This is a genomic window from Mucilaginibacter gynuensis, from assembly GCF_039541195.1.
Classification (GTDB): Bacteria; Bacteroidota; Bacteroidia; order Sphingobacteriales; family Sphingobacteriaceae; genus Mucilaginibacter; species Mucilaginibacter gynuensis.
The window spans coordinates 75,393-90,683 of the sequence record NZ_BAABFT010000019.1 but is presented as its reverse complement, the minus strand read 5'-3'; the positions used below and the strand labels follow the sequence as shown (position 1 = coordinate 90,683).

The 15,291-nt window shown below is 40.0% G+C and carries 16 protein-coding genes and 1 tRNA gene; 1 reads left to right on the top strand and 16 read right to left on the bottom strand.

Annotation, left to right across the window (positions count from 1 at the left end; genetic code table 11):
* Nucleotides 1–363 precede the first annotated feature (363 nt).
* From ABD894_RS24370 to ABD894_RS24350, 5 genes are all read right to left on the bottom strand, one after another.
* Nucleotides 364–738, bottom strand: coding sequence for a hypothetical protein (locus ABD894_RS24370; protein WP_345213703.1), 375 nt, complete (start codon nt 736–738; stop codon nt 364–366).
* A gap of 446 nt (nt 739–1,184) precedes the next feature.
* Entirely contained in the window at nt 1,185–1,952 is a 768-nt protein-coding gene (locus ABD894_RS24365) for a metallophosphoesterase (RefSeq protein WP_345213702.1), read from the bottom strand.
* Between the two features lie 49 nt (nt 1,953–2,001).
* Nucleotides 2,002–3,213: a site-specific integrase gene (locus ABD894_RS24360; protein WP_345213701.1), complete on the bottom strand. Its 1,212-nt coding sequence runs from the start codon at nt 3,211–3,213 to the stop codon at nt 2,002–2,004.
* Between the two features lie 38 nt (nt 3,214–3,251).
* On the bottom strand, nt 3,252–3,539 hold the full coding sequence (locus ABD894_RS24355; RefSeq protein WP_345213700.1) for a helix-turn-helix domain-containing protein: 288 nt from the start codon (nt 3,537–3,539) through the stop codon (nt 3,252–3,254).
* A 162-nt stretch (nt 3,540–3,701) separates the two neighbouring features.
* Nucleotides 3,702–5,099: a HEPN domain-containing protein gene (locus ABD894_RS24350; protein ID WP_345213699.1), complete on the bottom strand. Its 1,398-nt coding sequence runs from the start codon at nt 5,097–5,099 to the stop codon at nt 3,702–3,704.
* A gap of 197 nt (nt 5,100–5,296) precedes the next feature.
* On the opposite strand from ABD894_RS24350, the gene ABD894_RS24345 reads away from it, so the two are divergent.
* Nucleotides 5,297–5,707, top strand: coding sequence for a helix-turn-helix domain-containing protein (locus ABD894_RS24345; RefSeq protein WP_345213698.1), 411 nt, complete (start codon nt 5,297–5,299; stop codon nt 5,705–5,707).
* Between the two features lie 315 nt (nt 5,708–6,022).
* On the opposite strand, the gene ABD894_RS24340 is transcribed toward ABD894_RS24345, so the two are convergent.
* From ABD894_RS24340 to ABD894_RS24290, 11 genes are all read right to left on the bottom strand, one after another.
* Nucleotides 6,023–6,610, bottom strand: coding sequence for a TauD/TfdA family dioxygenase (locus tag ABD894_RS24340; RefSeq protein WP_345213697.1), 588 nt, complete (start codon nt 6,608–6,610; stop codon nt 6,023–6,025).
* 147 nt (nt 6,611–6,757) lie between these two features.
* Nucleotides 6,758–7,441: a hypothetical protein gene (locus ABD894_RS24335; protein WP_345213696.1), complete on the bottom strand. Its 684-nt coding sequence runs from the start codon at nt 7,439–7,441 to the stop codon at nt 6,758–6,760.
* A 3-nt stretch (nt 7,442–7,444) separates the two neighbouring features.
* The gene (locus ABD894_RS24330; RefSeq protein ID WP_345213695.1) at nt 7,445–9,286 is read right to left on the bottom strand and encodes a hypothetical protein; all 1,842 of its coding nucleotides are present in this window, start codon (nt 9,284–9,286) and stop codon (nt 7,445–7,447) included.
* A 534-nt stretch (nt 9,287–9,820) separates the two neighbouring features.
* Nucleotides 9,821–10,009, bottom strand: coding sequence for a hypothetical protein (locus ABD894_RS24325; RefSeq protein ID WP_345213694.1), 189 nt, complete (start codon nt 10,007–10,009; stop codon nt 9,821–9,823).
* A gap of 28 nt (nt 10,010–10,037) precedes the next feature.
* Nucleotides 10,038–10,454, bottom strand: coding sequence for a hypothetical protein (locus ABD894_RS24320; protein ID WP_345213693.1), 417 nt, complete (start codon nt 10,452–10,454; stop codon nt 10,038–10,040).
* Nucleotides 10,444–10,833: a hypothetical protein gene (locus tag ABD894_RS24315; RefSeq protein WP_345213692.1), complete on the bottom strand. Its 390-nt coding sequence runs from the start codon at nt 10,831–10,833 to the stop codon at nt 10,444–10,446. Before ABD894_RS24315 ends, ABD894_RS24320 begins: the two co-directional genes overlap by 11 nt.
* Before the next feature lie 60 nt (nt 10,834–10,893).
* Nucleotides 10,894–11,187 carry a hypothetical protein gene (locus tag ABD894_RS24310; RefSeq protein ID WP_345213691.1) on the bottom strand — a complete coding sequence of 98 codons (294 nt, stop codon included), beginning with the start codon at nt 11,185–11,187 and terminating at the stop codon, nt 10,894–10,896.
* Nucleotides 11,188–11,319: 132 nt separating this feature from the next.
* Nucleotides 11,320–11,847 carry an ORF6N domain-containing protein gene (locus ABD894_RS24305; RefSeq protein ID WP_345213690.1) on the bottom strand — a complete coding sequence of 176 codons (528 nt, stop codon included), beginning with the start codon at nt 11,845–11,847 and terminating at the stop codon, nt 11,320–11,322.
* A 184-nt stretch (nt 11,848–12,031) separates the two neighbouring features.
* Nucleotides 12,032–13,315 carry a site-specific integrase gene (locus ABD894_RS24300; protein ID WP_345213689.1) on the bottom strand — a complete coding sequence of 428 codons (1,284 nt, stop codon included), beginning with the start codon at nt 13,313–13,315 and terminating at the stop codon, nt 12,032–12,034.
* A 299-nt stretch (nt 13,316–13,614) separates the two neighbouring features.
* A tRNA-Pro gene (locus ABD894_RS24295) sits at nt 13,615–13,688 on the bottom strand.
* A gap of 123 nt (nt 13,689–13,811) precedes the next feature.
* A complete protein-coding gene (locus tag ABD894_RS24290; protein WP_345213688.1) occupies nt 13,812–15,101 on the bottom strand; it encodes a DUF3472 domain-containing protein in 1,290 nt (429 codons plus the stop codon).
* Nucleotides 15,102–15,291: the final 190 nt, after the last annotated feature.

Sequence of the window (15,291 nt, the reverse complement as noted above, 5' to 3'; positions counted from 1 at the left end):
GTGAGATCGGATGTTAAATAAAGTTCGACTATTTCACGCTTGAAATCGTCCGAATAGCGCTTTACAATTTTCATGGTTTTGTTGATTTAAATCACTCAAAACTGTAAACCTATTTCAGGACAAGACACCAGCAAGCTATTACACTACAATCATAGCAACCTATCATAGTATAATGATAGCAATATAGCATGACAGTCACCATTGGTATCATCATTAACAAAGCCGCCCCGTGCTTTGCACCGATAATATCATCAGCTTGCAAACACGGGGCGTTCCTTGGGGCCGGCAGCGCCGGCCCGCCGGGCAATTTTGATCATCCCCCGGCGGTGGCTAAAAGTCAACCTTTCTTTCAGTTGTTAAGCCTCAGCCAAAAAGCAGCTCAACTGCGGGCTTAAATTTCGGGTCGGTGTTCCTGCCGAGGGCGGTGTACTGCACCAAAGCATGTGCGGTAAATATGGCCATAAACCCGCCAAATAGCTGGTCGGCAAACACAGCCGAACTCTTGTACAGATCTTTGGAATATTTGGCCATCACCCGCTGCACTTCGGCCGCCAGTTCAAACCAAAGGCCCGCGTCAAACATCTGGTCTTTCCATTCGGCCGCAATACGCTCCTTGTCATTCAATACTGTTTCGGTCAGTTCGTTGAGGTAACCTAAAAATTCAGGTATCTCATTGGTAAATAAGCTGTGCAAAAGCCTCGCTTTCTGCACGTTGTTCAGCATTTTTAGTGGTTGCATGTCCTTAATATTTAATAAATAACTAATCCGCTTCCCCTCTACCTATGCGACCCTCCCGGATAGCTGTTTTCAAAAGAAAAAACGGTAAAAAAGAAAGTCAAAAGAGCGGTCGTAAGGCCGGGCGGGAGAACTATAAGTCCCGGAGGGTGGCCGAAATGAAATGAGGCCATTATGCGTTCGTACGCGAGGCCTGACCGAGATTGACGCCGCTTTTGTCCGTTTCTTTGGAAAATAGCGATAGTGTCATGATTGAAGCAGTCGCTGTCAGTGTCAGACAAATACGTGCAACCGTTTTTGTCCTAAAACAGGAGGCTTTTGCAGCGCAGCAAAAATGCCGGAGTTGCGGTAGGGAACGCAGCGGCATCCTGCCTGTAAGGCAGATACAGCGTAGTGCCCGGGCCATAGGCACCGCCATTAGTTATTAGAAATAAGATCGAATTGAAATATTATTTCAATTCGACTGTTCTTCCATGATCGAATGCTTTATTTTCATTAGCGTGCACATACCCAAGCTGATTGGTCATCAGTGTTGTGTTCCCTATCGCGAAGTCATCAATTGCTGCATGATGATGGCCAAAGATCCAGAACTTTGCATTATAAGATTCGATGAACGAATCCATGTCGGTTGCGAAGGCCTGGTTTATAGGACTGTCTTTATATTGCAAAGGATAATGGCGAAAAGTAGGCACATGATGTGTGATGACAATATCTGTTTTATCTTTTGAATGGTTGTTTTGAAGCGCATCCTCAAGAAAGATCAATGAATCATTGTGCATCCGGTTATACTCGTCAACTGATAAACGCTTACCTTCAAAACGGATCAAGTGAAAATCATTAAGGCTTCGTTCAATTGTCCTTGCTTTTGACGCTGAAATAGCAGACCAAAGTGTTGAGAAATGAAGCCGAATGTCGCCTATGGTAACTGTCTGATCGTTTAAGAGCGTAACATTCGGCAGGATAGACTCCTTAAAAGCCCCTGATCGGTTTGCTATATCAAAATCGTAATACTCGTGATTACCGGGGAGCCAGTAAGTATGAGAAAAATTATCAGCAAGAAAATTGAAGAAATCCCCGTAGCGTTCCATGGTTCTTAACGGAAGAATATCGCCCGCAAGCAAAAGAATGTCTCCTGCGATTTCTAAAGGATTGTCCCTAAGATAATACCTGTTCTCATGAAACTCAAGATGGAGATCTGACGCAAATTGTAACTGCATAAAATAGTATATTATGTTTTTAAATGTGAGTGCAAGCTGTCTTCTATGATTAATTCTCGGCACTTAAAAAAAGTTCCTGTCCTTTATATTTCTTCTTTAACGGCTTCATATCCCGGCTAACCTTGGTATCGGTAATCCTCGCGTACAATTGGGTTGTGCCGATACTTTTATGGCCCAGCATTTGCCCGACCGTTTCGATTGGCACTCCATTGGTAAGCGTGACCGTTGTGGCAAATGTATGCCTGGCACAGTGAAATGTCAATCGTTTCGTCCAACCTAACATGGCGGTAATATCTTTAAGATAAGCATTCGCTTTCTGATTGCTTACCTTTGGTAGGATAAAGTTTTCATCCAAAACTCTTGGATAATCTTTATAGTGTTCGATCAGCCGAAGGGCAGGACTTAAAAGCGGAATCCGCACCCGATTGTTATTTTTCATACGATAAGTCTGAATCCACAACCCGCCGTCTTCACCTTTCAATATATCTGATCTTTTGAGCTTCACCGTATCGGCATATGACAAGCCTGTATAGCAGCTAAATAAAAAAAGATCCCTGACCATTATAAGACGTTTTCTTTTCAATCGCTTGGTCGCTAATTCATGTAATTCGAAACTATTGAGATACTCCCTGTGTACCTCCTCGTGTCTCGCCCGGTAAGCGATGAAAGGGTCGCGGCTTATCCAGCCAATTTCGTACGCGATCTTTATGATCGTCCGAAGTTTTTTAACCATCTGCACTGCCGTATTGATCTTGACCCCGTAATCTGTTTTAAGGTAATGATCAAAGTCTCTTACAAACTTGTAATCAAGCTCATTAAGCGGTAAATCTTCCACTTGTTTTTTAAGTAAGATATATCGCTTTAAAACTTTGAAGACGGTCTTATACTTTTGAAGCGTACCCATTGTATAATCTTTCCCGATCAATCCCGCAATCTGGTTAGTGTGATAGTTCCATGCATCTGAAAGCATCTTCGGAGGTTCAAGAATCTCTCCCTGCATCAATTTACGGATATGGGTCGGTGTAAAAGGTTTTCCAGCGGCATACAATTCCTGCCTGACGTTGTAAGCACGGGCATTGAGAGTTTCCAGCCATGCATTAATCGACCTCGCTTCCTCTTTGGTCCCTTTCACCCGACCTTTTTTATCCCAGTCGCTGATATCACACTTGCGCGTAGTGGACCACTCTTCCCGAATTCCATCAATGGTAATTCTGATATATATTGGATGGACGTTCCCGACCTGCCTTTTTCGCCTTTTCAATAAAAATAGAACCCGGAAAGAATGCGACCTTGCCGGTACTACAATTTCCTTTTGGGGCTTTTTTTTTCAGGGTCAGCCAGCATCTTATCAATGTCTTCTGCCTTATAAAAGAAAATGCTCCCAGCCTTTCTGTAGCCAAGCATCCCATTTACACGCAGGTTCTGTAATGTTCCTGCCGAAATATTAAGCAGTTTCCTGACATCCTTGCTCCTCAGCCACTTCTGTTGCTGCAAACCTTGTGCGTCTACAATGGGCCTTAAAAAGTCAAACAGTTCCTGTTTCAGTTGGTCAAGGTCTTTTTTAGTTACGATATCATCTGGTGTCATCCAATATATTTAAGTGCTGCGATAGTATTTAGATCAGGGAAAGCGCCGGTGCCGTGTTAGGAGTACCGCAATTCTGCGGTGCGGTGTGTATGCTCACTGTGTAATTGCATAACGTGGTCACAGGCTATGCACTGCGGCTTCCTACATAATTTAGGCGGCAGATCAGCTTCCATCTGTTAGGCGGTCTGCTTCGGCTAAATTAAACACTCGCTCTGCCACACTATATAAATTTTTAATACGCTTAACGGCTATAGCTATTTCCTCTTTAGTTGGATCAAACGCATCTCTGTACCGTGCTTCAGAATATGCGTTTTGCAACAGTTCAAATAGCTGCTTACCCTCTAAAGTTTTCAGCTCAAACACACTGCTGAGCGCTTCAGTAAACAGCTCTGAGATCTTTAGCATCCTTCCGATATTATGTATGGAGATACGATAGCCCAAAACTGCCTGTATAACCGCTTTTAGTATGCTTTCCACTGCTTGATGCAATAGAAAGGCGGCAAGGCGGTACTTATGATCGGCCTGGTAAAACACTGCACCTGCTATGAATTGCTTACCCTGAATGCCCCAGCGTTCCCAGTTATAGGTCGGGCTGCCTGCAAAATCTTCACCGCTCATATCCGGCTTAGCTGGAAAGTGTACGTCAGGCGACTGATGAATAATGTTGCCTTTCACCAATACATCATTCCAAAACCTGCTCCCGATATTGATAGCGTTAACCGCACTGCTGACCTTGTGAACCAATGTAAGTACATTGCCGAGATAACGGCAGTTGTCTTCGATCTTATTGCTGATCGAATGCTCAGGAGTCTTATCCTGATCGTCTACCAGTATCAGCAAATAGAATAAAGCAGGATCGGTACGGGTGCCCAAATGAATGATCATTTTGACGACCGGTAAACGTTCAATGATAAGCTTTTTAATCTCTTCCAAGGCCTCGGCTTTTCCCGGCTGCGGGTTGATGTCTTTGATGATGATAGATCGTGCTTCTTCCTGATGGTCTTTTGAACCGCTATTAGCCGCATCCCCGATATTCTCGCCTGCATAACCCTTGTTACTGTTACTATGCTGGCGCTTATGGATCAGCCATGCTAATGAATAAAGTTTAAGCAGGTTCTCATAAACCGCGGTGATCTCACCAGCCAAAAGGGTCTCATCGGCGGGAGCATTACATAAAGCAAAATAAAGCCACTCGTGCAAGCTATCGCGGTATTGCTGCGGTCCCAGTTTGGCGAAAACCTTTTTAATGGCCTTGTAGGGGTTTTGCTGTTCTTTCAGCTCCAGGTTCCTGGGATACTCCTCCCATGCGTCCCTTTCATCCCGCAACTGTTCAACGCTTAATGCTTTAAAGTTCCAGTTATTATTCCGATAGGTGAGCCAAAAGAGGTGCATGGCTTCCAGCAGTTTTAAATTGAGGTCGTATGTAAATAGCAACTCACCGGGACCGTGTGCCTTATTTTTATAATGGTGTTCCGTAATAACGAGATCACGCCATTTTTTGAGATTTCGCTTATGTCCTTTTAGAGTACTTGTGCCAATAAAGTCGGCAACGACTTTCATTGGATCGGTTATTTCGCTTTGGTTAAGTGTCTTGGGGGAATGTTCCCAGGGTGCGTATTCACTTGTATACATGTCATTGAAATTTATGCTTTTGTCATAAAGTTCTTAGCATTTGGCTGCGTATCGAACCCAGACAGCTTGTATTTTACCCATATGGGCGTGTTTTTTACCCAAAAGAAACTTTGTATATTTGACATATGGAAACAACCGCAAAACCATCAAATTCACATATAGGAAGGAAGATCAGCCGCATTCGTGAACTGCGGGGGATTAAGCAGGAAACACTTGCCTCTGAATTAGGGTTAAGCCAGCAAACCGTTTCACGGATGGAGCAAAGTGAAACTATTGAAGATGAGGTGTTGGAAAAGGTTGCTAAAGTTTTAGGTGTAAGCCCCCAAGCGATTAAAAACTTCAGTGAGGAAGCTATATTTAACAATATCAATACATTTAACGATAATAGTTCACTGAATGATTACAGTTCACTCTTCAATTATCAATGCACCTTTAATCCTATTGATAAAATAGTTGAATTGTATAATGATAAAATTGAATTACTTGAACGGCTTTTACAAGCAGAAAAGGAAAAGAATGAATTGAAGGGAAAGTAATAAATATTTGAAAGGATAAGGCGGCACGTCCCTTTTGGCCGAGTCCTTTGATTCACCTTCACACATTTAAAGTAAACGCTTCTCAAGTTCGTCAATTAAAATTTCAATAGGAAGACCTATGCTTCGATCTACTAATTAGTTAAACCAGCTTTCTAGTTTATTTAATTCAGCCTCATCTAGTAAACCCATCCGCCATCTTTGGACTAAATCAAAAATCTGGAGTTGATAATTTTTAAGCCGCATTTCAGAGATTTAATTGCTGATAGCGCCAAAGTAGAAAATTACCTATATGACATTATAGATCAAGTGATGGCATTAACATTTATCAAGACATATTCGTATTAACTCTCGCTTCTTATCAATGCCCATTCCTACACGGCTATGTAAATACTTTTGGTTATCGAATATTATAAGGTCGTTATTTTTCCATTTATGAACATGGCATGTGACATCATTGATAGTTTTGAATATCTTTTCTGAAATCCTCGATATCTCCCTGAGTGAGGGGATTTTGGATTTATCTAAATTATTGCGTGGTTTCAAAAAGGCCCTGTCCCCGAGAGTTAGACATATATCTCCTGTCCATTTATGATTCTGCAAAAGGCTGTTCTCCCGTTCGCGTCCCATCCTGTCGACAAATACTACGGAAAGCTTAGATAACAAATCTATATCATTTTCTATCAAGGTTTCAAAGTGCTTTGTATCAAAAAAAGCGGTATGATTTATTTGAACCCCTTGATTTTTACAGTAGAATAAAACCAAGGACGGCGTATCGTTTTCATACTGTAAGCCATCGGCATGAAAATCGAAAAAACCTGATGTTTTTGAATAATCAGCGGATTCGACACCACTGTCTTGAATGATGGTAATCTTTCCATCATTTGAGTCTACGATTTTGAACATCGTATGTAGTGAAATCTTATTCAGAAATTCAATATGGTTAAAATTAACTTTGAAAGATCCGAAATAACCACTCGACGATGTGTCAATTTCGTTAATTCGTTGCAATAATTCAACTGTAGTAAGCATTTAGGTTGTCGTTAGAGATTGCTAAAAATCGATGAGCGGTAATGCGCTAACCAAATCTGGCCGATACTTCTGTATTTTCTCTACAAGGGCTTTAAATCTCACATTGATTACCTTGTGCATTTGAGGAACTCGGCTTAGAAACTCTTGAAGATAATGTTCATCCAATTTATATTTTGATAGGATTAAAACATTGTCTGAGAAATTGTTGCTATCAAGTTGAACCAACAAATTAAGACAGAACATATATTCTATTATCGGAACTTTCAATGTGACCTCTTCTTGAAAATTGACTAGGTTCAATTTATTTAAATTAACTCTGTCCGGATAATAAATTTCTATCTTAGTGAAGATCACATTTTCAATCTTGTCAACGACCTTCATGCTCGTTGGCACAAGATGCAGGAAAACACCGTTTTTATAATGCACCTTACTAGCGACCTCATTAAATTCAAATTTTAAAAGTTCGTCGCTGAGACACTGTAATCTTAACAATTCAATAGCTTGTTCGGATAGCAGAATATCAATGTCGCCTGGGGTTCTATGAAAATAGTCGAGATAAGATTGAATAGCTGTACTGCCCATTACGATGTAGTCTATTTTTAATGACTCAAGCGTGTCAACAAAATATTTAACCGCAATGCCAAAATCTTCATCCTTTGACACCCTTTTTAAGATGTTGTTTATATGTCGTTCAAAACTGCTCATATGTTAATCGATAAGTTTTATCGCTCCGTTGAGATTTGGATACAGATTATCTAAAATCCTTTGATGCTCTGGCTTTATTTGTAAGCCGTCCTGAATAATTTCTGCCTTATCAGTGAAATTTGCAAATAATTGACGCATGTTCTTGAGATCATCATTTAAAGCGAAATATGCGAGCAGCTTTCTTGAAATCTCGTTTACGTCAAGATTCCTTGCTTTTGCCATGCCAATCACAGAGAACATTTTTTGGACTGGTGAAAATTTGATATCAGGAAGATCGATGCTTCCCATTTGCAATCGGGTAAGAAAATCTCGCATAGCTTTATTGGCCAAAGAATTAGCATAGTCATTTAGCATATTTGCTTTAGGGTAACTACTTTGAGCGAAAATATATATCTTTATGGATGAGCCGGTTGCTATAGATTTTTCTAAATAAGGAAGAAAGGGCGTATAAAAGTCGAATGTTGCCTTGTCGAACTCATCAAAAACAATCAATTTTAAATTGTCAGCATTATCATTTTCATCAATTAAACTAAAAGCTTCGAACAATGTTTCTGTGGATGTGATGTCAGTTCCGATAGTGAAGTAATGTTTGATAAACTGTTTATCGTTTTGTAAAGCTAGATCTCCCAAATCTTTTGCGACTTGGATTGCAAGCTCAGATTTGCCTTGCCCGGCAGATCCACTGAGAAGTATTGAACCCAAAGTCGGCTTTTTATATAACGTAGGCTTGTCCAGCAAACTCTTGACTTTGGCTTTTATGCTGATAAAATCTTTCAAGACACTCTCATCGTAATAATAGCTACCTACTTTAAATTTATCGACAGCGATTGAATCCTGTCCAACGAATTTCAATGTCTCCTGTATATTGTAGTAACTAAGTGACTCATAAAGCAATATTAATTTACTAAGAAGAAACTTGATCGAATCATCATGGTGCATTTTCAATAAGACATCGATATCTGACTCAGCCTTTTTCTTTAACAACGCAATAGTTTTGACTGAAATAATCGCTGTAAGATCGCTCTTTAGGATTCGGATTATATTGATGGTAATCCAGGCTTTTTCGTTGAAAAGAGAATTAATTTCAGGTACTACATTTCCATAGTCGACATCAAGCCGAGGGTAAAGGTTTGAATCTGGAAGTGATATTAGATATTCTAATACATTTTCTAACTGCAATTTGTGATCTTGGAGCCAATTCTGATTAGCTTCTCTAAAAATAGTATAAATCGCCCACCAACAGTGTCGGTGTGGTTGAATGTATCCATTCTTCTTCATTTCTTTTTGAAGTTCAGAAAAGGAATATTCTAAAACAGCGTGAACCGCGTCGTTGTCATCTCGGTTTTTGTCCTGAAACAATGCTCTTAAAACGACGCGTAGGTCCGTGTCTTTCAAATGCGATTTATAAATATCAAGATTATTTTCTTTTAAGGCGTTCGCAATAATTAAAAGTGTCTTGACATGCTTAAAATTATTTTTATGCTTATGAAGCAATTTATTTAACGGAGTAAAGTTATGCACGATATTATCCAGTACAGCAGATCGTAATGGATGTAAGAAAACGTCATCCACTGTACCGAGATAAACACCGATCCTGTTAGAAAGTAAGTGAACTAACGGGTTCGTTAATCCTGATACGTTTTTAATCAGCGTAACAATAGCGGTTCGTAATTTTCGTTCAGTAGGAAAATGCAGATACGTTGGCAAAGTACCATCCTCATTTAGTACGTTGACAATCCAATCCGCCATACTATCCACTTTTTTTATTGTAAAAGCTTGTTTTGAAAGATCAAGAAGTAAGTTTTCTGATTCTAAAATTTCTTTTTGTAGTCGATCTATAATCATAAATAACTGTTAATAAAGTATAGGTAAGACATTTAAACAATTGCTAATCAACTGGCCGATTTAGATAATCGACCAGTTTTTGATGTTTTAGCGTAACATATTTAAATTTTCTGTTTAAACTTAATGATTACCAAAATAATAATCAAATTTTTAAGTGGATGACAATCTCAAATAACACCAAGCTTCAGACCAAATACTATACATAGTTTACTGCTAGTATTTAGTCTATATAATTCTAGTAAAATAAGCGGGGCTATTATATCTTAGCAACTGGAATTGAAGTTTCTGATAATTGCCTATTCATTTTTTGGAATATAATAGCGGCGGACGTTTGCTGCCCTCTTCAAGACTAAGAGGTTAATTTAAGAATTATCCAAATTTATAGAACATAAATGATTGACATAAAATTGGGAACAGCTTTAAAAAACTGCTCCGGAATTTAAGTTTATGAATTTCGAATTTTTTTTTCAGCAATCAAACAAAAAAGGCCGGGAAATCCCAGCCTACATTATGCTCTATAGTAAGTTACTATCCTTAATTTTCGGAAAAAGTTAGCTTGCTTACTACAGCTTTTGCTTCCTCTACTTTCTTAACAACGAAAGGGTCATTTGAGTGATCTTTTACATCATCACTTATAGTAACACTTTTGGTATCCTTTTGGCTAATGTGTTTTTTTGAGCTTGTCATATATCCTTCTGAGTTATAAAAATATTCATTTCCCATTATGATCGTCAATTATAACTTTCGACAATTAAGCCTTAGCCTTTAATTTTTTTACGTCACTGGAAATGCCCTCAAGTTCAGATTTGATTCTACCAATCCGGTCTTTCAACAAAAAGTGCAATTGTTCATCAAATGAACTATTCAACATTTCAAAATAGATATTTATAACATGGGAAACGGCAAATGACGTATGAATAGACGCGTAAGTTTCCGTGTTTCCGGAAAGGCTTAAAAAGATAGAAGTTTTTGATTTTTTAGCGATGTAGCTGTCATATTGTTCTTTGGACAGGGCATAGGCCTCTAAAGCTTCGTCAAGAGAAAAGTCACCATCCGAAATACTTTGCTCCGCCACCATACACTTATGCAATAGTTCTTTTTCCGAACTTTGCATAAGATCATGGTCAATGTCTCCGAAACCACTAAATTTCTTTCTGTCAAGCAACATAATTCTTAAATTTAGTTAGAATATCTGAATTACTCAAATCAAGCTCGCCGTACCAACGACTTCCCTGCAAAATTTGATCCATTCCGGCAAGCTGACTCCATTTGCTCATAGGGAAAGCCTTGCCACCTGGATTTTGGTTATAATAATTATCATACACCCTTTTCACAAATTTAAACTGTTCAGCCGATAATTCATTTTCTGCTTTGACCAAAATTATTTTTACATCTTCAGGCTCTGTGGCGACAAAAAATGCTTTTGCCCAAACCAAGCCTCCATTTGAAAGCGCAGCTTCCAGTTTAATCTTAGAAACGCCCATTACTTCATATTGTTGCAGGTTTAGATTAAGGAGTATTTTCGAAATACCTTTTTTTCTCTCCATAGCCGGTATTCTTAAATAATCCAATTCCGCAACAATTTCGTTTCCGTAATGTGTCAAGGCCTATGAAAAAGCTAATCCCAACTGATCGTCTTCGTTGTCATCAGAATAATATTGAATGATCAGCATGGGCGGGGGGCTTTCATGAAATGATAGCTCCTTAGTTGTGGTTACCTGAGTCAGCGAACCAAGCAAGTTTTCTAAAGCCGCCAAGTACTCGCCGATATGAAACCCTGCAAAGTATTCATTAAGAAAATCTACGAGCGGAGCAGTGCTGCCGGTTATTTCAAAACCCAGAGCGTTTATCCGTTCTATTTCTTCATTTGTTATAATATGTGGCACTTCTTTGGTACTCATCTAAATCAAATATCTTTTAATATTTTCAAAAATCAGCATGATTAATAGTTGCTTATTGAATCAATTCTCTCAGCATTGCTGAGAGAATTGAATTTAGATTGTTAGCTGAATGAGGAACGTTGATTAAACGCGTTAAATATCATCTGATTTAAAACCAATACGCCGCCTCGGCTGAGGATTATGCTTTGCTTCCAATAATTCGTCTAAGTAGCGAAACACGATCTCCATATTTTTATCTTGGTTGTTAAGCTTATTTTTGATTTTTTCAATTTCTAAGCGCAATTCGGTGTTATCCATCAGCATTTGGCGAACCCTCGTGAAAATCCGCATAATTTGAATGTTAACTGCAATCGCCCGGTCACTATACAAAACTCCTGACAACATCGAAACCCCCTGTTCAGTAAATACATAGGGTGCTTTTCTTGTACCACCCCAACTTGATGTGCCAATTTGGAATATCAAGTTTTTAAACTCTTCATTGGTCAGCTGAAACATAAAATCGTCCGGAAATCTTTTAATGTTTCTTTTCACTGCCCGGTTAAGTTGTCCGGTAGGTATTTCATATAGTTCAGCCAGGTCGCTATCCAGCATAACCTTCTGATCTCTTATATAATAAATTTTGTCTGCGATTGCTTGGTCATTTAAATTCGTCGTAACCATAATTTTATTATCTATGAGGCGGAAACTGCGACCTCAATGAGTTTGTACTTATTTTAAGACCTGAAGTCACACTTTGTGACTTCAGGTCTACATCTATTGGCAGTTAGTTAAAAAACTCTATTGTGAACGCGGCTCGTTCACAATAGGAAAGGCTTTATAAACTTGCCAGTAATTGCCTTTTCTATTAGCCCACCTTCCGTAACTTATTTTTTGTAATAGACTTACGTTTTGCAGGACGTGACTCAGTCAAGGCAAGTTTGCTACGCAATACGTTCATATCGTCGCTAACTTTTCGTTCAACAACCTTTGCGTAAATTTGAGTTGTCCTAATGGTGGTATGACCAAGCATCTTACTTACGGTTTCAATAGGGACGCCATTAGAAAGCGTTACAGCCGTTGCGAACGTATGACGGGCTACATGGTAAGTCAATATCTTATTAATCCCGCATAGGTCGGCTACTTCTTTCAGATAGCTGTTTAATTTTTGATTGGAGATATGTGGCAACAGCGTTCCTTCAGCTATAGCCTTGGGATGTGTTTTATAACGTTGAATGATTTTTGCAGCCTGTGGCAGGAGTGGCACGTTTACAGCAACCCTTGTTTTCTCGCGGGTAGTTTTTATCCATGGACAATCATCTATACCCTGTACCAGGTTATCCGATGTCAGTTCCATAACATCTACATAAGCTAATCCGGTATAGCAACTTAATACGAACAAGTCGCGCACATAAGCTATCCGATCTATGGTCAGCTTCTTATTTTCAATCTTATTTAATTCTACAGTTGTAAGGTAACCACGTTCCGTTTTATTAAACTTCAACTGGAACATAGCGAAAGGATCTTTTTCGAGCCAGCCCATTTTGACGGCCAGACGGATAATTTTGCGAAAGCGTTCCAGATGTTTCATCAGGCCATTGTTTTCCAGTCTCTTCTGATGGTCTTCCGGCTGACGCCTTCTCAGGTAAGTTTCCAGTTTACTGATGAAGTTGTAATCAAGTTCTGAGAGATAGATATCCGAGCGTCGGAATTCTTTCTTTACAAACTCCTTTAAATATCCGGCAGTAGTATAGTAGTTTTTCATCGTGCCACGGGCCAGCACATCTTTCATGTTTGTGTTGTGATACTCAACGATGGTATGTAAGGTATGCTCCGAATCTTTAACACCCGAAAAAAGGTTTTTGAGCACCTCGGCGGTAATCACTTTTTTCTTTAATTGCAATTCCTGGTAGTGACCGGCCATCATGCCCCGGAGTTGTTCCAGGTGGCTGTTTAATTGCCGTAATTCATCATTTTTTGGTTTTGCCTGACCTCTTGCATCATTCCAGTCGGCTAATGCGACCTGGCGCTTTAATGCTACTTCAGAGCGGCTCTTGTTGACTACGATGCGCATGTAAATGGCCGAAAGGCCGTTTTTTCCACGGTTTTCCCTTAAGATAAAGTGAATCCCGAATGTGTTACTTGTTCTCATCTTTTCCAGATTTTAAATAATTAATGAATTGTTTTGAACTGTTATAGCCAAAACTGTTCACCGGAAAGAAAAAGAAGTGATCTAAATGCGTTCTTTTAAGTCTAAATTTAAACGACGTAAAATATTGTACATCAGATATTTAAACCCTTTCTGGTGAACAAATCTAAAAAAGAAATTTTGTTCACCTCTTTGTTCGCATAAAGCATGGAATAGTATGTACTGAAAAGGATTTGAATAAAACAAAAACCCTGTAAATGAGACATTTACAGGGTTTTGATACTTGTTGGTATCGCTTGTTGTCGGGATGGCAGGATTCGAACCTGCGGCCTCCACATCCCAAATGTGGCGCGATACCGGGCTACGCTACATCCCGAGTGCTAATGATTGTATTTTGTAGCGGGCGCAAATATATAAGTTGGTATGGTGTATGCCGCATTTTTTTTGCAAATATTATACAACACGCACATTTGCTGATAAATAAATTATCACCCCGATATTAATTTTGTGGTAATGCCTTTAAATCAACAACGGGAGTTGTGCTTTTTATCGTAGGTTTATACAATTGCAGCAGCGGTTCAAAATCGTTAAAGAAACCGCAGTTTTTGAGGTAAAGCTTACCGTCTTTTAGTCCGCCGGCATAGTCTTTACGGTAATGGCTATTCGCGGTGGCGTCGGCAGTTAATTTAGCTTCAGTTATTACATGCCAGTTATCGGCACTATCGCCCGCCCATTGGTTGTGGTAAAAGGCCATACGGGTTTTATCGCCCTTTTCCGGGTCGAAGTTTTCGAGGAACGAATATATATGCTTTAAGCGGGCAAGCGTTTTGGGGCGCTTAAAGCTCGCTATCAGGTACCATTTACCAGTGCTGATGTCTTTAAACCAAGCCGTAAAAGTTGTAGTGTTGGCGTTCTTACCCGGTTCGGCACAAACTAAAAAGCCGTAGGCTTTACCGGCCTGCCAGGGGTAATTCATATAGCTTTGCCCGCCAGAGCCTTCGTCGCCAAATTCGCCCGCATGTACGGTTGTACCTTTCTTCAGCATTTTAACCTGCATGCTGTCGGGAATGCTTTTAGGGTCGTCGGTAACAAAGGGGCTCCATATCGAAAATAGCACCCGGCGTTCGGTAGGCGAATTCACCTGCATCCCAAAGTAGCCTTCCCCAAAACCATCGGCCTCAAAATAAGAACCGATAATATCGTTACCGGCGGGCACCGTTATTTCACTGTAGAACCACTTTACATCGTTTTGTATAGCAGGCGGAATTATATAATTTAAATGAACCGACGGCCCGCGCCTGCCGAAATAATAGGAACTGCCGGGCTTCACATAAATGAGTTCCGTCCCCGGTTGTATGCCTTTTACAATTACATCGCTTACATCGGCATAAACATCGCCCGTTTTACTGATGCCCTGCAAGTTGACTTGTACATAACCCGGTTTATCAATCTTCACACTGCCGATAGCAACGGTATCAAAGGCGCTGTTGCCTATCTCTTTTACAAACTTGCGCTTACCAAATCCAACGCTGATACTGCTTTTCCCGGCAGGCACCCGCAATCGTAATGCGAGCTGTATTTGCTGGGCGATAGAGACCCGGAAATAAACCCGGGCTATCGCTTGCTTATCGGCCCAATGAACCAAACCCGCATCGGTAATCTCCGCGGGTGCATTAACCCAGGCATTGCCGCCAACCGGCACTATCGCTTCAATAGTTTGCGCAATGGTGCTTGATTGCCACAGCAGGATAAACAATATGCAGAGCAGAAGCGGGGCAGGCTTTTTCATCTTGAATAGTTGTATTAAACTTTACGGCAAGTTAAATTATTTCGTCATGGAATTATAGCTGCCCAATCATCGTTTTTTTATTGAAGATCAAGTTTTCGGGGTGATTTCTTAAAAGTACAACAATCTGACTTCAAGAACAATAAATGCCATTTTCGACCCCAATAGTGTCCCTACAAAACAGCGCTGTTTG